The sequence below is a fragment of the Pseudomonas sp. GW821-FHT11D10 genome (assembly GCF_058808435.1).
Genome location: NZ_JBXARR010000011.1, coordinates 125,010 through 141,524, shown reverse-complemented (window position 1 = coordinate 141,524; position 16,515 = coordinate 125,010). Strand labels below are relative to the sequence as shown.

At 60.9% G+C, this 16,515-nt stretch carries 15 protein-coding genes; 5 read left to right on the top strand and 10 right to left on the bottom strand.

Annotated elements, in window-relative coordinates:
- Positions 1–46 precede the first annotated feature (46 nt).
- A complete protein-coding gene (locus tag AC1RT4_RS26470) occupies positions 47–1,051 on the top strand; it encodes a hypothetical protein (RefSeq protein WP_493088988.1) in 1,005 nt (334 codons plus the stop codon).
- Positions 1,052–1,139: 88 nt separating this feature from the next.
- On the opposite strand, the gene AC1RT4_RS26465 is transcribed toward AC1RT4_RS26470, so the two are convergent.
- From AC1RT4_RS26465 to AC1RT4_RS26455, 3 genes are all read right to left on the bottom strand, one after another.
- A complete protein-coding gene (locus tag AC1RT4_RS26465) occupies positions 1,140–1,745 on the bottom strand; it encodes a 3'-5' exonuclease (protein WP_039771802.1) in 606 nt (201 codons plus the stop codon).
- Between the two features lie 40 nt (positions 1,746–1,785).
- On the bottom strand, positions 1,786–2,265 hold the full coding sequence (locus tag AC1RT4_RS26460) for an NYN domain-containing protein (protein ID WP_007958730.1): 480 nt from the start codon (positions 2,263–2,265) through the stop codon (positions 1,786–1,788).
- A gap of 137 nt (positions 2,266–2,402) precedes the next feature.
- Entirely contained in the window at positions 2,403–3,161 is a 759-nt protein-coding gene (locus AC1RT4_RS26455; RefSeq protein ID WP_493088985.1) for a DUF2076 domain-containing protein, read from the bottom strand.
- 178 nt (positions 3,162–3,339) lie between these two features.
- Between AC1RT4_RS26455 and AC1RT4_RS26450 the strand changes: the two genes are divergently transcribed.
- Positions 3,340–4,014, top strand: a complete 675-nt coding sequence (locus tag AC1RT4_RS26450) for a YciC family protein (RefSeq protein ID WP_218189661.1) — start codon at positions 3,340–3,342, stop codon at positions 4,012–4,014.
- Between the two features lie 74 nt (positions 4,015–4,088).
- The gene (locus tag AC1RT4_RS26445; protein WP_493088983.1) at positions 4,089–5,165 is read left to right on the top strand and encodes an endonuclease/exonuclease/phosphatase family protein; all 1,077 of its coding nucleotides are present in this window, start codon (positions 4,089–4,091) and stop codon (positions 5,163–5,165) included.
- A gap of 2 nt (positions 5,166–5,167) precedes the next feature.
- Here the strand turns inward: AC1RT4_RS26445 and AC1RT4_RS26440 are convergent, their stop codons facing one another.
- The 5 genes from AC1RT4_RS26440 to AC1RT4_RS26420 all read right to left on the bottom strand — a co-directional run bounded on the left by AC1RT4_RS26440 (position 5,168) and on the right by AC1RT4_RS26420 (position 10,979).
- Positions 5,168–6,004, bottom strand: coding sequence for an ABC transporter ATP-binding protein (locus AC1RT4_RS26440; protein ID WP_493088981.1), 837 nt, complete (start codon positions 6,002–6,004; stop codon positions 5,168–5,170).
- Positions 5,992–6,795 (bottom strand): ABC transporter permease, encoded by an 804-nt coding sequence (locus AC1RT4_RS26435; RefSeq protein ID WP_007958721.1) that lies wholly within the window; start codon positions 6,793–6,795, stop codon positions 5,992–5,994. Before AC1RT4_RS26435 ends, AC1RT4_RS26440 begins: the two co-directional genes overlap by 13 nt.
- Positions 6,796–6,805: 10 nt before the next feature.
- Positions 6,806–7,783 (bottom strand): ABC transporter substrate-binding protein, encoded by a 978-nt coding sequence (locus AC1RT4_RS26430; protein ID WP_493088979.1) that lies wholly within the window; start codon positions 7,781–7,783, stop codon positions 6,806–6,808.
- Positions 7,784–8,082: 299 nt separating this feature from the next.
- A complete protein-coding gene (locus AC1RT4_RS26425; RefSeq protein ID WP_493088977.1) occupies positions 8,083–9,453 on the bottom strand; it encodes an aspartate aminotransferase family protein in 1,371 nt (456 codons plus the stop codon).
- 32 nt (positions 9,454–9,485) lie between these two features.
- The gene (locus AC1RT4_RS26420) at positions 9,486–10,979 is read right to left on the bottom strand and encodes an aldehyde dehydrogenase (RefSeq protein WP_493088975.1); all 1,494 of its coding nucleotides are present in this window, start codon (positions 10,977–10,979) and stop codon (positions 9,486–9,488) included.
- A gap of 238 nt (positions 10,980–11,217) precedes the next feature.
- Here AC1RT4_RS26420 and AC1RT4_RS26415 point away from each other — a divergent pair, with 238 nt between their 5' ends.
- Positions 11,218–12,132: a LysR family transcriptional regulator gene (locus tag AC1RT4_RS26415; RefSeq protein WP_007958716.1), complete on the top strand. Its 915-nt coding sequence runs from the start codon at positions 11,218–11,220 to the stop codon at positions 12,130–12,132.
- Positions 12,133–12,223: 91 nt separating this feature from the next.
- On the opposite strand, the gene AC1RT4_RS26410 is transcribed toward AC1RT4_RS26415, so the two are convergent.
- Together AC1RT4_RS26410 and hrpB are read right to left on the bottom strand one after the other, a co-directional pair.
- Entirely contained in the window at positions 12,224–13,372 is a 1,149-nt protein-coding gene (locus AC1RT4_RS26410) for an ATP-binding protein (RefSeq protein ID WP_493088973.1), read from the bottom strand.
- 92 nt (positions 13,373–13,464) lie between these two features.
- Positions 13,465–15,984 (bottom strand): ATP-dependent helicase HrpB, encoded by a 2,520-nt coding sequence (gene hrpB / locus AC1RT4_RS26405; protein WP_493088971.1) that lies wholly within the window; start codon positions 15,982–15,984, stop codon positions 13,465–13,467.
- 108 nt (positions 15,985–16,092) lie between these two features.
- Between hrpB and AC1RT4_RS26400 the strand changes: the two genes are divergently transcribed.
- Positions 16,093–16,512: a hypothetical protein gene (locus tag AC1RT4_RS26400; RefSeq protein ID WP_007958714.1), complete on the top strand. Its 420-nt coding sequence runs from the start codon at positions 16,093–16,095 to the stop codon at positions 16,510–16,512.
- The last annotated feature ends 3 nt before the right edge of the window (positions 16,513–16,515 follow it).

Sequence of the window (16,515 nt, the reverse complement as noted above, 5' to 3'; positions counted from 1 at the left end):
GCGCTCGCAAAAACAAGAATTCAATAAGAAAGAGAGGAACTCAGCGATGACTTGGAAGGGAACCCTACGCTCGATGCAAGCGTCAGCGCGAAGAGCCGAACGAAATTCGAAACGACGCCAACGTGAACTGGAAGTACGACAGAAAGAGTTCGCGAAAATGGAGGCTCGCGAGCAGGCTGCGCATGAAGTTGAAGTCTACGAAAACCACATTGAACTGTTGCTTTCAGTGCACAAAGACTGCGGCGAAGATATCAACTGGAATGAGTTCGTAAACCAACCGGCGCCGACCAAACCCGTAGAACTCAATACGCATGAAATCCATGCCAGAGAGAAACACTCCAGCTACAAACCGGGCTTCATTGCTCGCACTTTGAAACTGGAAGCCAGCAAGCGCAGAAAGCTTGAGGAAGCCATTCCCGCAGCAGTGGCCAAAGACAGGCAGATACTGGCTGAAGAATTGAAAGAGTGGGAAGCGCAGCATCGCGAATGGCAGGAAGACTACGATCTTGCGACGGGAGTGCTCGCCGGTAACGGCCAATCCAAGATTGATGCCGTCATGCAAGTGAACCCTTTCACGGATATCTCACACCTCGGCACCTCCATCACTTTCTCGGTTGGAGAAACCGGCATCTTTGAATGCACGCTTTCGGTTCACGGTGAGAAAGTGATTCCCCAAGAGATCAAGTCATTGCTGCAGAGTGGGAAACTCTCCGTTAAAAAGATGCCGATCAGCAAGTTCAACGAACTGCTTCAGGACTATGTGTGTAGCTGCGTTCTACGAGTAGGCCAGGAGTTGCTCAGTATCCTTCCAGAGCGCATGGTCATCGTGACTGCCGTTGACTCACTTCTTAACTCCGCAACTGGCCATCTGGAGGATCAACCTATCCTCAGTGTCGCTATTTCTCGAGACACGCTGTTCAAACTCAACATGCAAAGCATCGACCCTTCAGACTCGATGAAGAACTTTGTACACACCATGAACTTCAAGAAAACAACGGGGTTCATGCCGGTGAGCAAAGTCGACAGTCAACATTTTGCCAGTCTGGCCTGACGCAGAAAATTCGCAGCCTTTCGACAGCTCTTACTTGATAGTCGTCAAAGCAGGAGCTGTCTCAGGCTGCGGTCCCTGAAACCTGAAGTCAGCGATAGCGCTGAAGGTGCTCGCCGACCTTGGCGGCCGGGACTTTCTGCAATTTGCACAGCAAGTCATGCGATAGCTCCCGCACCCCATGCTTGCGCCGCAACTCATCCGCCAGATGCGCCAGCAAATTCGCCGCCATCTCCGCATCCGCCATCGCCCTGTGCGCCTGGCCGGTATGCGGCAATTGGGCAAACGTGGTGAGCGTACCGAGCTTGTGGTTCGGTGCCGCCGGCATCAAACGGCGGGCCAGCAACAGCGAGCAGGCGAAGTTCTGCAAACGGGTACGCTTGATCCGGCCCAGTTCGAAGTCCCAGAACTTCTGGTCGAAGGCTGCGTTGTGTGCCAGCAGCGGCGTGCAGCCGACGAATTCGTTGACTTCGTTCATCACCTGTTCGGCCGACGGCGCGGTGCGCAGCATGGCGTTGCTGATGCCGGTGAGTTGTTCGATGAAGGCCGGGACGCGGACGCCGGCGTTCATCAGGCTCTGGTAACGCTCGACGATGCGGCCGTTTTCCAGCATGACCACGGCGATTTCCGTGGCCCGGCAGCTGCTGCTCGGCGAGATGCCGGTGGTTTCAAAGTCGATGACTGCAATGCGTTCCAAACCGGGTGGTACTCCGTTTAAATCAATTCTTGAGCAGGGCTCAATTTTTCAACAGCAGCGCGCCTTCGATCGGCACGTAACGGCTGGCGGCGCGGATCAGCGAGTTGGCGGTCAGGCCGGGAACGCCGTAGGCCACCGCTTGCACGCCGTGTTTGTTGATGATGCGTTCGAGCAGCATGTCGAAATCGCCATCACCTGAGGCCAGGACGATTTCGTCGACGTGGTCGGCGGCGTCCATGATGTCGAGGGTGATGCCCACGTCCCAGTCGCCCTTGGCCGAGCCGTCGCTGCGCTGGATGTAGGGTTTGAGTTTCACGGTGAAACCGAGGTTGCGCAGGATCTGCTGGAACTGCTGCTGTTTGCTGTCGCCCCGGTCGATCGCATAGGCGTAAGCCTCGACGATCTGCCCGTGCTGGCTGACATCCGCCCACAGCGCCGCGTAGTTGAAGTGGCAACCATAGGCCTGACGCACGGTGTAGTAGAGGTTCTGCACATCGGCGAACACTGCGATTTTTTTCACCGGAGTTCCTGTGAGCGCTGACGCGCATGAGCCGGATCAGGCACCAGGCCCGAAAAAGGCGCTCAGTATGCCAGCCCGAAGGAAGGTTCCGCGAATAATCGGCCCGGGGCGATCAGGCGCCCCGGACGAATGGTGAGTCAGACGAACGAATCGTCATCATCGAAGAACGATGAGTTGTCATCGCTGTAGTCAGTGTCGGTGAAGCCGCCCTGATCATTACCGTAGGAATCGTTGTTGGCCATACGCTGGTCATCGCCCCAGCCGTTGTTGCTCTGGTCGTTGACCTGGGCTGGCTCTTCCTTGATGACTTCGACGATTTCTTCCGGCTGCTGATTGTGATGGAACAGGCTGCTGATGCCTTGTGCCAGCATCACGCCACCCGCCACACCGGCCGCTGTTTTCAACGCACCGCCGAGGAAGCTGCTGCCCGCCGCTGGGGCCGCTTGCTGCTGGCCATAACCCGGTGGTGGCGCGCCAAAGTTCTGTTGCGGCGCGGGTGCACCAAAGTTCTGCTGCGGAGCAGGTTCACGCCAACCGCCAGTGGAGGTCGGGGCGCTCTGGGTCGGCGCCGGGCGCGGGCTGCTGCCACCGAAGATGCTCGACAGGAAGCCACCACCGCTGGAGGCCGGCGGCGCGCTCTGCGCCTTGGCCGATTGCAGTTCGGCCTGCAATTGCTTGACCTGTTGAGTCAGTTGTCTGTTCTGTTCGTCGAGGCTCTTGAGGGCAGCCTCCTGCACCAGAATCGCCTGGGTCATGAAATAACCTGCGGCCGGCTGGCGCGTCAGGTGTTCCTTGATCCGCGCTTCAGCCAGTGCGTCGCGCGGGGCTGCCTCCGTTTCGGCCTGTTGCAGCCGGGAAAACAGTCCATCGATCAGGGTTTGTTCTTCGCTGTTCATGGCGACCTCGTAGATTGCCGGGGATAACGTTGCCCTCCTCCACGTCGGAGGAGGCGCACCTCTGTAATGGAGGCAGCAACAGAATGTTTCAATGACCTTTACCGAACGTTTACGTTTGCGCAGCGAAACGGATCATCGGTTAAAGTGGGCCACTGTTTTTGACCTGCGATACCGACTGATGAATGCCTTCGATGTGCTGCGCGACTCCCTGTATTTCTTCAAACGCAATCTGGGCCGGATCGTCCAGTTGTGCCTGCCGCTGGTGATTGTCGAAGCCGTGCTGCAACAGGTGGTCGACCATGCCAGCGACCCGGACGGTTACTCGGCCATCAGCGTGATCGTCGGTTTGCTGGTCTATCCGCTGTACACCGCCGCGCTGATTTTGTTTCTCGATGCCCGCACCCGCGGCGAATCCCCGCAAACCCGTGATCTGCTGGCGATGGCCGCTCGTCTGTGGCCGCGCTTTGCCCTGCTGACTGCGCTGAACACGCTGTTGATCCTGCTCGGTCTGTCGCTGTATTTCCTGCCAGGACTGTGGCTGATGGTCACTCTGGCCTTCGGTGAGTATCTGCTGGTGCTGCGCGGTTACGGCCCGTTGCAGGCGATGAAGGAAAGCCTGCGTCTGAGCCGTGGGCATTTTTTGCGGATTCTGGTGTGCATCCTGTGTGTGATGGGGCCGTTGTGGCTGCTCAAGGGCCTGACCCTGCAGGTCTATCCCGATCCGCAAAATCCTCTGATCGCTGTGTTGATCGACAGTGGCCACAGCTTCCTGCAACTGTTCACCAGCGTGGTGCTGTTCCGCCTGTTCATGCTGATCAGCGAATTGCCCGACAAACGTGACGGAATAGTCTGACTGCACCGAGCTTGGGCTGATGGATGGGTCTCGGGTATGCTCGGGACCACTTCCGTATCGCTATAAGCCGAGCCATGACCCGTCTACTGCGCTACATCCTGTTGCCCGTACTGCTCGCCCTCGCCCTGATCGGCACGCTGGTCTACAGCCTGACCTGGCGCCCCGACGCCCGGGAAACCCTGCCGGTCAGTTGCACCGGGCAACCGCCGACGCTGGTCCCCGGCCAGGCCCTGAAAGTCATGACCTGGAACGTGCAATACCTGGCCGGCAAGCGCTACGTGTTCTGGAATGACCTGGCGCAAGGCGACGACGAGGCCCCGACCCCGGAAGACATGGCGTTCAGCCTCGATGAAGTGGCGCGGGTGATCCGCGACGAACAGCCCGACGTGGTGCTGTTGCAGGAACTGGATGACGGCGCCAAGGCCAGCGACTATCAGAACCAGCTCAAACTGTTGCAGGAACGCCTGACCGACCTCTACCCGTGCAGCGCCCACGCCTTCGACTGGAAGGCCGATTTCGTCCCGGATCCGCACATCTTCGGCAGCGTCGGCCGGCAACTCGCGACCCTCAGCCGCTACCGCATCGAACACGCGGAGCGCCTGCAATTGCCGGTGCAGCCGTCGAACATCATCAGCCGTCAGTTCCAGCCGAAAAACGCCCTGCTCGCTACCACCCTGCCGCTCAGCGATGGCGGGCAACTGGTGGTGCTCAACACCCATCTGGATCGCGCCATGCAGCCGGACGAAACCTTGCAGGCGCAAGTTTCGGCAGTGGCCAAGGTCCTCGACAAACACGAAAGCCACGGCACGCCGTGGCTGATCGGCGGCGACTTCAACCTGTTGCCGCTCGGCCAGTACCGGCGCCTGCCCACCGAGCAGCGCACGCCGTACTCCGCCGACAGTGCGCTGCATGTGCTGTGGGACAAATACCCGATGATCCCGACCAACAACGAAGCCAGCGGCATCGACCGCGCCAGGTGGCTGACCCATTACCCCAACGACCCCGGCCTCAACGGCCCGGACCGCACGGTCGATTACCTGTTCTACAGCCCGAAGATCAAACGGGTCGAAGCCACGGTGCGCCAGGACGATACGTTGCGCATTTCCGATCATTTGCCGGTGATTGCGAAGTTCCTCCTGCCACCCAACTGATCTCAGTGAGCCTCTTCGAGATCATCGTGCAACAGCCCGAAGATCTGCCGCTTCATGTCGATGAACGAGCGCTCCATCACCATGTCCAGCGTGCGTGGGCGCTCGATCGGCACATCCAGAATCTGCTTGATCCGCCCGGGCCTGGCGCCCATCACGTACACCCGGTCGCCGAGCAGGATCGCTTCGTCGATATCGTGGGTGACGAACAGCACGGTTTTCTTGCTGTTGCCCCACACCCGCAGCAACAGCTGCTGCATTTGCAGGCGGGTCTGGCTGTCGAGGGCGCCGAAGGGTTCGTCCATCAGCAGGATCTGTGGATCGTTGGCCAGGGCTCGGGCAATCGCCACCCGCTGCATCATGCCGCCGGACAGCTGCTTGGCGTAGTTGTCGGCAAATCCTGACAAGCCGACTTCGTGGACATAGTGATCGACGATTTCCTTGCGCCGCGCCGCCGGCATACCCCGGCGCTTGAGGCCGAATTCAACGTTCTGCCGCACGGTCAGCCACGGGAACAGCGTGTAGCTCTGGAACACCATTCCACGATCCGCGCCGGGGCCTTGCACCTGCTGACCGCCGACGTAGATCTCGCCGGAGGTCGGCTCGGCCAGGCCGGCGGTGAGGTACAGCAGGCTCGACTTGCCGCAGCCCGACGGCCCGACCAGCACCGCGAACTGCTGATCCGGCACTTCGAACGACACCTCTTCCAGCGCGGTGAAGGTTCCGCCGCCGGGCTTGGTGTAACGCAGGCTGACCTTGTCCACCTGCAACCTTGGCGCAGCTTGTGCCGGTGCGGCGACCGGCTCGATGAAACGACGGTTGGCAGCGGTTACTGAGCCCATGCGGCAATCCTCAAACGCAAGAAGCGGAACAGTTGATCGGTGACCAGGCCGAGCAGGCCGATGATCGCGATGGCGAGAAAAATCACGTCGACCTGAAAGCCGCGCATGGCCTTGAGGCTCAAGTAACCGAGGCCACTGGACGCGGCGACCAGTTCGGCGACCACCAGATAGGTCCAGGCCCAGCCCATGGTCACCCGCAAGGTGTCGAGCACGCCGGGCAACGACGCCGGGGCGATCACATGCAGCACCGCGTCACGCCGGTTGGAGCCGAGGGTGTAAGAGGCGTTTATCAGATCCTTGGAGATGCCTTTGGACACGTCGGCGATCATCACCAGTTGCTGGAAGAACACACCGAAAATGATCACCGACACCCGCTGCTCCAGACCGATACCGATCCACAGGATGAACAGCGGCACGAACGAGGTCACCGGCAGGTAGCGGATGAAGTTGACCAGCGGTTCGAGGAACGCCTGAACGATGCGAAAGCTGCCCATCAGCAAGCCCAGCGGCACCGCCACCAGCGACGACACAATGAAACCCACCATCACCACTTCGACACTCGCCCAGACATGCTGACCGAGGGTGCCGTCGCGGCTCAGGCGCACGGCGGCTTCGACCACCGCGCCGGGCGTGGGCAGGAACATCCCCGGCACGATGCCGCCGTAGGACAACCCGGCCCACAGGCCGACCAGCAACACCCAGGCCAGACCGCTGGCGCTCCACACCACCGGCACCGGCAACCCGGTCTTCGGCGTGATGCAGCGGCTCAGCCATGAATTGCGCTTGAACATGACCAGTCTCCTAGAGCGGGCTGACGAAACGGTTATCCACCAGATCGTCATTGCTGACGTTGTAGGGCTTGCCCTGCAATTCGCTGGCGGTTTCGTTGGCCAGTTTGATCAGCGGTGCGCTGTCACCTGGCTTGCCCGGCGAGCCGAGGAGTTTTTCGCTCATGGCCTGATCGTAGAAGCGCACGCCTTGCGCGGCGGCGGCCAGTTCCTTCGGATCGGACAGGTAACCGCCGACGCCCTTGGCCATGATTTCGTAGGCTTTCTGTGGATGGTCCTTGGTGAACTGCACGGCTTTGTAGAGGCCGGCGACCAACGCCTTGACGTCTTCCGGCTGCTTCTCGATCACCGAGCAATTAAGCGCCACCACATCGACGATCACCCCCGGCGTACTGCTGCTGTCGATCAGCACCTTGCCCTGCTGCTTGTCGCGCACCATCGACAGATGCGGCTCCCAGGTCACGGCGGCCGGCACACGACCGGCGATGAACGCGGTGGCGGCATCGTCGGCGGTCATGTTCTGCACGGTGATGTCGCTCATGCTCATGCCGTTCTTTTTCAGCAGGTACGACAGCCAGAACTGCGAGGTCGACCCTTCGTTGACGGCCACGGCCTGGCCCTTGAGTTCTTGCAGGCTCTTCACGTTTTTGCCGACCAGCACACCGTCGCCGCCATGGCTGTCATCCAGCGCGGCCACCGCCTTGAAGCAGAACTGCGGGCGGTACTTGAGCACTTCGTCGATGGTCGAGGCCGAGCCGGACAATTGCCCCGACGCCTGGGCGGCCATGTACATCGACGCCTCTTCGACCACCGGCAATTCGACGGTCAAGCCGTTTTCCTTGAAGTAGCCCAGATCCTGAGCCAGATAGAGGGTGCCGTAACCGACCCACGTGGTATGGCCGATCGACAAGGTGCCGGCCTGAGCGGCGGTGACTGAAAGGGCGGAAATCGCCAGAGGACATGCAAGACGGGTAAACAAGGACTTGTTCATGGAGCACTCCCAACGCTGTTGATTTAGTTGTCATGGGCAGTACGGCCAGCCGTGGTGTCGCGATTGCACGCTGCGGTCTCTGCTGGACTCTGGCGGGGCAATGCCTTGGCTGGCGAAATCGATGTTGACCCAGGCTCGGCGTCAGGAAAACGAGGAAATAGTTAGACGCGAACGATGAAAAAACTGGGTAGTGCGCACCGCGAAAGGGCGCGTCGGGCGGGGGTGCCCGAGGTGGGTGCAAAGCCAAAAAAAATCGCAGCCGAAGGCTGCGATTGTTAGCGGTTCACACAGGTTTCAGATCAGAGCCGGCCGTATTCCTGCGCCGTACGATCCAGCGCTTTCAGGGTCTTGCCCACCAACTCGTCAATTTCCTCACGGCTGGCAATCAACGCCGGCGCCATGATCATCCGCCCCAGTGTCGAGCGAATGATCACCCCCTCTTCAAAACCGATCGTGCGGCAGCGCCAGGCGATGTCGTTTTCATTGGCGAAGCGCTTGCGCGTGGCCTTGTCTTCGGCCAGTTGCAACGCCGCGACCATGCCCGTGCCCTGAATATCGCCCACCAACGGGTGATTACCGAACACCTCGCGCAGGCACTGTTGCAGGTACGGGCCGATGTCATCCTTGACCCGCGTCACCACGCCTTCATCGCGCAAGGCCTTGAGGTTGGCAATCGCCACCGCTGCCGCCACCGGGTGCCCGGAATAGGTCAGGCCGTGAGCGAACACACCGCCCTGCTCCACCAGCACATCGGCCATGTTCTTCGACAGGATCAGGCCACCCATCGGGATATATCCGGAGGTCAGGCCCTTGGCGATGGACAGGGTGTCCGGCTCGAAACCGAAGTATTCGTGAGCGAACCATTCGCCGGTGCGACCAAAGCCGCCAATCACTTCATCAGCGCACAACAGCACGTCGTACTTACGGCAGATGCGCTGGATTTCCAGCCAGTAGCTTTCCGGCGGGAAGATCATCCCGCCCGCACCCTGGAACGGCTCGGCGATGAAACCTGCGACCTTGTCGGCGCCCAGTTCGAGGATCTTCGCTTCCAGTTGCTGCGCCGCACGCAGGCCGAATTCTGCCGGGGTCAGGTTGCCTTCGTGGGCGAAGAAGTACGGCTCGTCGATGTGCGCGATGTCGGGAATCATCCCGCCCATTTCGTGCATGAACTTCATGCCGCCGAGGGCCGTCGCGGCGAGAGTCGAACCGTGGTAACCGTTCCAGCGGCCGATCATGATTTTCTTCTCGGGCTTGCCCAGCACCTGCCAGTAACGGCGCACGGTACGGATCAGCACCTCGTTGGCCTCGGAGCCGGAGTTGGTGTAGATCGCGTGGCTGTAGTGCCCCGGCAGCAGGCTGAACAGCAGCTCGGAGAGCTCGATCACCTGCGGGTGGGTGGTGTGGAAAAACATGTTGTAGTACGGCAGCTGCTCCAGTTGCCGGCTCGCCGCGGCGTTCAGGTCCTTGCGCCCGTAACCGAGGTTGGTGCACCACAGCCCGGACATGCCATCGAGGTAACGCCGACCGTCGTTGTCCCATAGATGCAGGCGGTCACCGCGCACCATCACCCGTGGGCCTTCGTCGTTGAGGGCCTTCTGGTCGACGAACGCATGAATGTGGTGCGCTGCATCGGCGGCCTGGTAGTCGCGGGTTTCACGTGAGGTGGTCATCGCCGGATCTCCTTTCTTGTTGTGAGCGGCTGTCATGAGCGCAGTTGAAACCAGGTGGTTTTCAACTGGGTGTATTTGTCGAACGAGTGCAGCGACAGATCGCGGCCGAAACCGGATTGCTTGCCACCACCGAACGGCACGGTCACGTCCAGCGCATCGACGCTGTTGACCGACACCGTACCGGCTCGCAATTGCCGCGCCACCCGGTGCGCGCGGTGCAGATCGTCGGTCCACAGCGACGCCGCCAGACCGTAGACGCTGTCGTTGGCCAGTTGCAAGGCGTGGGCCTCGTCATCGAACGGAATCACCGCCAGCACCGGACCGAACACTTCTTCGCGAAACAGGGTCATGTGCGGCTGCACGTCGGTGAAAATCGTTGGCTGAATGAAGTTGTCCGAGCCGTTGAAACTCAGCTGTCGCCCGCCGCAGACGCGGGTCGCGCCTTCGCGTTCGGCCTGGTGGATGAAGCGCAGAATGCTTTCGGTCTGACGGGTGTCGACAATCGCCCCCGCCGCACTCGCCGGGTCCAGCGGATCGCCCGGCTGCCAGCACTCGGCCTGAGCCTTCAGCCGCTCGACGAACTCGTCATGAATCGAGCGTTCCACCAGCAACCGCGAGTTGGCCGAGCAGACTTCGCCCTGATTGAAGAAGATCCCGAACGCGGCTTTCTGCGCCGCCAGATCCAGATCCTTGCAGTCGGCGAACACCAGGTTGGCGCTCTTGCCGCCGCACTCCAGCCACACCTGCTTGAGGTTCGACTGCGCGGAGTACTGCATGAAATATTTGCCGACCTGGGTCGAGCCGGTGAACACCAGACAATCGACATCCGGGTGCAGGCCCAGGGCTTTGCCGGCCTGTTCGCCAAGCCCCGGCAACACGTTAAGCACGCCAGCCGGCAGCCCGGCTTCCAGCGCCAGCTCGGCCAGACGCAATGCGGAGAATGGTGATTGCTCGGCGGGTTTGAGGATCACCGAGTTGCCCGCCGCCAGCGCCGGGGCGAGTTTCCACGCGGCCATGTCTAGCGGGAAGTTCCAAGGCACCACGGCGGCGACCACGCCCAGCGCTTCGCGGGTGATGGTCGCCAGTACGTTCGATGCGCTTGGTGCGATCTGATCGTAGAGTTTGTCGAGGCTTTCGGCGTACCAGCGAAACACCCCGGCGGCGCCCGGTACGTCGACGTTGTAAGCGTCCATCACCGGTTTGCCCATGTTCAGCGAATCGAGCAGTGCCAGCTCTTCGCGATTGGCCAGAATCAGATCCGCCAGCCGCAGCAGCACTTGCTTGCGCTCGGTCGGTGAACGCCCGGCCCAGGTGCCGGCCTCGAACACCTGCCGCGCATTTTTCACCGCCGCATCGACGTCTTCTTCACCGCACGCGGCAACGTTTGCCAGCAACTGGCCGGTGGCCGGGTTGATCGCGGCAAAGGTCTGCCCCGACTGCGCCGCACGCAGTTTGCCGTCGATCACGGCCTGATACGGATAGCTCAATTCAGCGGCCTTGCGCTGCCAGTCTGCAAGCTCGAACACGGTGGTTGCTCCTTGGACTTTTATTCTTTTGAGAACAGTGCGCAGTGATAGTCGCTCAGGCCCGTGCGGGCTAAAACCAGTAAAAATGTCTTCGCAGACAATAAAAAAGGTAACCAGCCGATGGCCCCTTCGCGCGCGTATGGGGCTATTGTTCAGGGACAAAAAAACCGCCGACAGAACGGAGGCCGGCGGCTTACAAATTGCTTGGATGTGGAATCCGTTCGCTTTGAGGTTCACCGTGGCCGCTTACAATCTGCGTCAGTTGAAATACTTCATCACCACCGTCGAATGCGGCAGCGTCGCCGAAGCGTCGCGCAAGCTGTACATCGCGCAACCGGCGATTTCCACGGCAATCAAGGGGCTGGAAGACAGCTTCGGCGTGCAACTGCTGATCCGCCATCACGCTCAGGGCGTGTCCCTGACACCGAGCGGCGCGCGGTTCTTCCGCAAGGCTCAGGAACTGCTGCGCATGGCCAAGGAGTTCGAACAGAACGCCCTCGCCGACAACGACGTGGTGGCCGGGCAGATCGATATCGGCTGTTTTGAAACGGTCGCTCCGCTGTACCTGCCGCAACTGATTGCCGGCTTCTCGGCGCTGTATCCGGGAGTGAAGATCCGCATCCGCGACGGCGAACAACAGGAACTGGTACAAGGCCTGACCTCGGGCACGTTCGATCTGGCAATCCTGTACAAGCACGACCTCGACGCCACCATCGAAACCGAACCGCTGATGCCAGCCCAACGACCTTACGCCCTGCTGCCGGCAGATCACCGCTTCGCCCAGCTCAAGCAGGTTTCGCTGCGGGACTTGTGCCTGGAACCGATGATCCTGCTCGACGTACAACCGAGCCGCACCTACTTCGTCAGCCTGTTCGAAGAACTCGGCCTGTCGCCACGCATCGAGTTCAGCTCGCCGTCGATCGAGATGGTGCGCGGCATGGTCGGCCAGGGTTTCGGCTTCTCTATCCTGGTCACCCGCCCGCACTCGGAATGCACCTATGACGGCAAGAAAGTCGTGTGCGTGGACATCGTCGAAGACGTCACCGGCTCAGGCCTGGTGGCCGCGTGGCTTAAACGCGGGCAACTGACCAAACCGGCGCAGTTGTTTGCCGATTATTGCCGGGAGCAGCTGACCGCCAAGGCCAGCCGCTGAAAATCAAAAGATCGCAGGCTGCGATCTTTTGATGCCCAGATTTATAAATCTCAGGCTTTCGCCGGAAAGCCGAAGCCAATCCCCAAAAAACCTATTGATCGTTTTCCGTGCCGAGCTGAGGATCTATTTCAACGAAATTCCGACGCAAGTAACCTTCCATGGCTATGTCTTCAATCGCCCACTCACCATGCCCAAGGTTGCCGACCAGGTCGCGGCGTTGCAGGCGCTTCAAGGCAGTCTGAACCGTCGCCGCGCTGGGCACGTGGCCACCGGGCATCTCGCTGCCAATCCACTCGCGTCCTTCGGTAGAAAAAATGGGAAGCCCCCTCACCAGACCGATAAGTACGGTGAAATCCAGAGGTGCCATCTCCAGGATCAGGTTCTCGAAATTGCCTTCGTCCGTCATGGTGCTCCAGGCTCGATGGTCTGCGTCTCGCACGCTGAGTCCCTCAGTGAGACACAGCAGGAATACGTCGCGAATGTACTTGGGCATGTATCCCCGAGCAGCAAAACGCTCGAAAGCGGCGTTTACCTCCCACTCCCTGCCGGTGATTTCCTGGAAGCGCTGACCCAGATGCTGGACAAATTCCAGGCCAAGATTAGGAAACTGGATCTCGTGGCTGAACTGATAGAACGGTGCTTTGGTACGACGAAACATTCGATGCAGGCCATCCTGGGAGGACCCTGTAAACACTGCAAAGACTTCACCGTGCGCGTGCTGCAGTAGCGAACGGAGCGTAGCAGTCAAGTCTTCGAACTCCTTGCGGCTCGCCAGATGCTGGACCTCATCGATGATCAGCAGCGCCTTGCCGTTACCGAGTATCCGGAAACGCTCGAAGAGCTCGATCAGGTTCAGTCCGCCCTCCCTCGCCAGCTCGGCCTTCACTGTTACGCCGTCGGTACTGGCACCGGCCTCCACCGACTGGACCAGAGAACCCGGTCGCATGAGCTTCAGCCAGTTGCGTCGCAAAAAACCTGCACCGTGGATGGCCTCATACAACGCACCCGCGATCACCCGCTCGGGATGCGCCTTGTCAAACCACAGGTCTGCTGTTGCAACAATAAAGCCGTGTTCCTTGGCAATCGGTATCAGGTCGTTGATCAGAAAGGTGGTTTTTCCCTTGCGCCGAGGCGCGAATATCGTCGCGGCGTTTTGCAGACGTGACTCGAAAGTGACCAGGATTCCCTCAGCCAGATGGGTGCGAGGGAAGAGCAGCGAGTCCTTGGTTTCCGGAGTCATTATGAGCCTTTATGTCAAAATACATAATTTATGAATATCAAAATAATTACGCATAATCGAGAAAGATGGAAGCCTTGCCTGAATGCTTTCTGTCACGTACCCCGCGGTTTTGCCCGAGCGGTGGCTTCAGCCACCAGCGGATCATCCGGCCAATAATGCTTCGGATAGCGCCCCTTCAGATCCTTCTTCACTTCCGCATAAGTGCTGCGCCAAAAGTTGGCCAGATCCTGCGTGACCTGCACCGGGCGCCGCGCAGGCGACAGCAGGTGCAGTTTGACCACTTGCCGGCCACCGGCAATGCGCGGTGTGTCGGCGAGGCCGAACAACTCCTGCAAACGCACGGCGAGAATCGGTGGTTGCTCGCTGTAGTCGAGGCGAATCGACGAGCCTGACGGCACGCTCAGGTGATGCGGTGCCTGTTCGTCGAGCTGTTGCGGCAGTGGCCATGGCAGCAGATTGCGCACGATGCTCGACAGGTCGAGGTTGGCGAAATGGCTGAGGCGCGAAACTTTGCTCAGATAAGGCATCAGCCAGTCTTCGAGGGTTTTCAGCAGTGTAGCGTCGCTGACATCCGGCCATTGGCTGTCGCCCTTGGCGTCCAGATCGAGCTGGCGCAATAACGCGACTCGCGCCTGCCACTGGCGCAGCTCTGGTGTCCACGGCAGCAGCTCCAGACCTTTGCGTCGCACCAGATTGACCAGCGCTTGGCTGCGAGCGTTTTCGTCGAGGCCGGTCAGTGGTTCGCGGCTGAGGATCAGTTCGCCGACCTTGCGTTGGCGCTCGGCGCGCAACACGCCTTCGCGTTCGTCCCAGTCCAGTTGATCGACGTTGTGCACCTGTTCGGCCAGCACTGAGTCGAACAGCGCCGGATCGAAATCCGCCGCCAGATAAATCCGCTCTTCGCGCTGACCTTGGCGGCTGCCGAGGTCGGCGATCACGATCCACGGTTCCTTCATCAGGCTGTCGGCTTCGGCGAACAGCGCCGCACGGCCGTTGGCCAATCGATATTCGGCTCCACCGGCACGCCGCTGCTGGGCGACGCGATCCGGGTAGGCCAGCGCCAGCAGAGCGCCGAGCCAGCGCGGGTGATCTGGATCGCTGACCGGCTCGCTCGCCTTGCCGCGCAGGTAACCACGATATTGCCGCGCCAGTTGCCGGGCGCGCTGCACCCCGCCCTGGGCACCGCGCGCCGCGCGTTCTTCGCCGGACAGCAGCACCAGACGACTGTGCAGATCCGCCCCGGCGCCGCGCAAAATGTCGCGCTCACCGAGCAACGCTGCGACATCACACGCCATGTTCGCCAGACCCAGTGCCTGACCGCGCAAAAGCAAATGAGCGATCCGCGGGTGCGCCGGCAATTCGGCCATGGCTTGACCGTGGCGATTGAGGGTTTCACCGTCCAGCGCACCGAGGCGCTGCAACAGATCCTGAGCCTGTGCATAAGCGGCGGCCGGCGGCACGTCCAGCCAGATCAGATCACTCGGCGCCACGCCCCAGCGACCGAGTTGCAAAGCCAGGCCAGCCAGATCCGCCGAGAGGATTTCTGCACTGCCATAAGCCGCCAGTTGTTCGTGCTGATCCTGCGACCACAGGCGATAACACACGCCCGGTTCCAGACGTCCTGCCCGGCCTGCACGCTGGGTGGCACTGGCTTTGGAGATACGTTGAGTGTCGAGGCGAGTCATGCCGCTGCCCGGGTCGAAACGCGGCACTCGCGCCAGTCCGGCGTCAATCACCACGCGCACGCCGTTGATGGTCAGGCTGGTCTCGGCGATGTTGGTGGCCAGCACCACTTTGCGCTGGCCGGCCGGAGCCGGGTCGATGGCGGCACGCTGGGCATTCAGGTCGAGTTCGCCGTGCAGCGGGCAGAGCAACACGTCGCTGCGCTCACCGATGGCGTCCGCCAGTTGTTGATGGACACGCCGGATTTCCGCCTGCCCCGGCAGGAACACCAGCAGGCTGCCGGTTTCATCGTGCAGGGCTTCGAGCACCGTTTGCGTGACGCGTTGATCGATGTATTCGCCGGGCTGGAACGGCCGGCCCCAGCGCATCGTCACCGGGAACATCCGGCCTTCGCTGCGCAGGATCGGCGCGTCGTCGAGCAACCCGGCCAGACGCTCGCCTTCAAGAGTGGCGGACATCAGCAGAATCTTCAGCGGTTGTTCAGTTCGAAACAGCTCGCGACCGTTCAGACTGAGCGCCAGCGCCAGATCGGCGTCGAGACTGCGTTCATGGAATTCGTCGAAGATCAGCAGACCCACGCCTTCCAGCGCCGGGTCGTCCTGTAAACGCCGGGTGAGGATGCCTTCGGTGACCACTTCGATGCGGGTGTTGGGGCCGACCTTGCTGTCGAGGCGAATGCGATAACCGACGGTTTCACCGACCTTCTCGCCCAGTTCGCTCGCCAGCCGTTCCGCCGCTGCACGCGCGGCCAGCCGACGGGGTTCGAGCATGAGAATGGTCTGCCCGTTCAGCCACGCTTCATTGAGCAGGGCCAAGGGTACGCGGGTGGTTTTACCGGCGCCGGGCGGTGCTTCGAGCACGGCTTCGTGGCGTGTCGCCAACGCTTCACGCAGGGCAGGTAAAACTTCATCGATCGGCAACGAATTCATACTGGCTCCAAAACAGAGCGGCGAGTATAACGGCGAACTGCCAGGCGTTCGTCAGGGTCTTAACTTCACACGATGACGCTTCGTTAACAGATGACTCAGGAGATTCCCATGCGCTTACCTTTTCGCCTGATCGGCGGTGTACTGGTTGCCACCCTGCTCACCCAGATCACCGCGTGCGGTTCGATTTTCTATCCCGACCGGCGCGGCCAGATCGACGGCAAGATCGACCCGGCGATTGCCGTGCTCGATGCCGTGGGCCTGCTGTTCTACATCGTGCCCGGCCTGATCGCGTTTGCTGTGGACTTCGCCACCGGCGCGATCTACTTCGAACCGGGCCACACGGCGCAGGTCGATCCGGCCAAGCTCAAGCAAGCCATCGGCCCGGACGGTCAGGTCGATAATCTCAAGTTGCAGGCTATTCTCGAAACCGAGCTGGGCCGCAATCTGCCGCTGGACGACCCGCGCCTGATCCAGCACAAGGGCAGCACCCAGCAACTGGCGATGTTCGGCCTGCAACCTGCCGCATAAGGA

What these genes read in the sequence shown, in the direction of transcription:
- AC1RT4_RS26470 (WP_493088988.1), top strand. Translation starts at nt 47, where the DNA reads ATGACTTGGAAGGGAACCCTACGCTCGATGCAAGCGTCAGCGCGAAGA.
- AC1RT4_RS26455 (WP_493088985.1), bottom strand. Translation starts at nt 3,161, where the DNA reads ATGAACAGCGAAGAACAAACCCTGATCGATGGACTGTTTTCCCGGCTG.
- AC1RT4_RS26450 (WP_218189661.1), top strand. Translation starts at nt 3,340, where the DNA reads ATGAATGCCTTCGATGTGCTGCGCGACTCCCTGTATTTCTTCAAACGC.
- AC1RT4_RS26445 (WP_493088983.1), top strand. Translation starts at nt 4,089, where the DNA reads ATGACCCGTCTACTGCGCTACATCCTGTTGCCCGTACTGCTCGCCCTC.
- AC1RT4_RS26440 (WP_493088981.1), bottom strand. Translation starts at nt 6,004, where the DNA reads ATGGGCTCAGTAACCGCTGCCAACCGTCGTTTCATCGAGCCGGTCGCC.
- AC1RT4_RS26435 (WP_007958721.1), bottom strand. Translation starts at nt 6,795, where the DNA reads ATGTTCAAGCGCAATTCATGGCTGAGCCGCTGCATCACGCCGAAGACC.
- AC1RT4_RS26430 (WP_493088979.1), bottom strand. Translation starts at nt 7,783, where the DNA reads ATGAACAAGTCCTTGTTTACCCGTCTTGCATGTCCTCTGGCGATTTCC.
- AC1RT4_RS26425 (WP_493088977.1), bottom strand. Translation starts at nt 9,453, where the DNA reads ATGACCACCTCACGTGAAACCCGCGACTACCAGGCCGCCGATGCAGCG.
- AC1RT4_RS26410 (WP_493088973.1), bottom strand. Translation starts at nt 13,372, where the DNA reads ATGACTCCGGAAACCAAGGACTCGCTGCTCTTCCCTCGCACCCATCTG.
- hrpB (WP_493088971.1), bottom strand. Translation starts at nt 15,984, where the DNA reads ATGAATTCGTTGCCGATCGATGAAGTTTTACCTGCCCTGCGTGAAGCG.
- AC1RT4_RS26400 (WP_007958714.1), top strand. Translation starts at nt 16,093, where the DNA reads ATGCGCTTACCTTTTCGCCTGATCGGCGGTGTACTGGTTGCCACCCTG.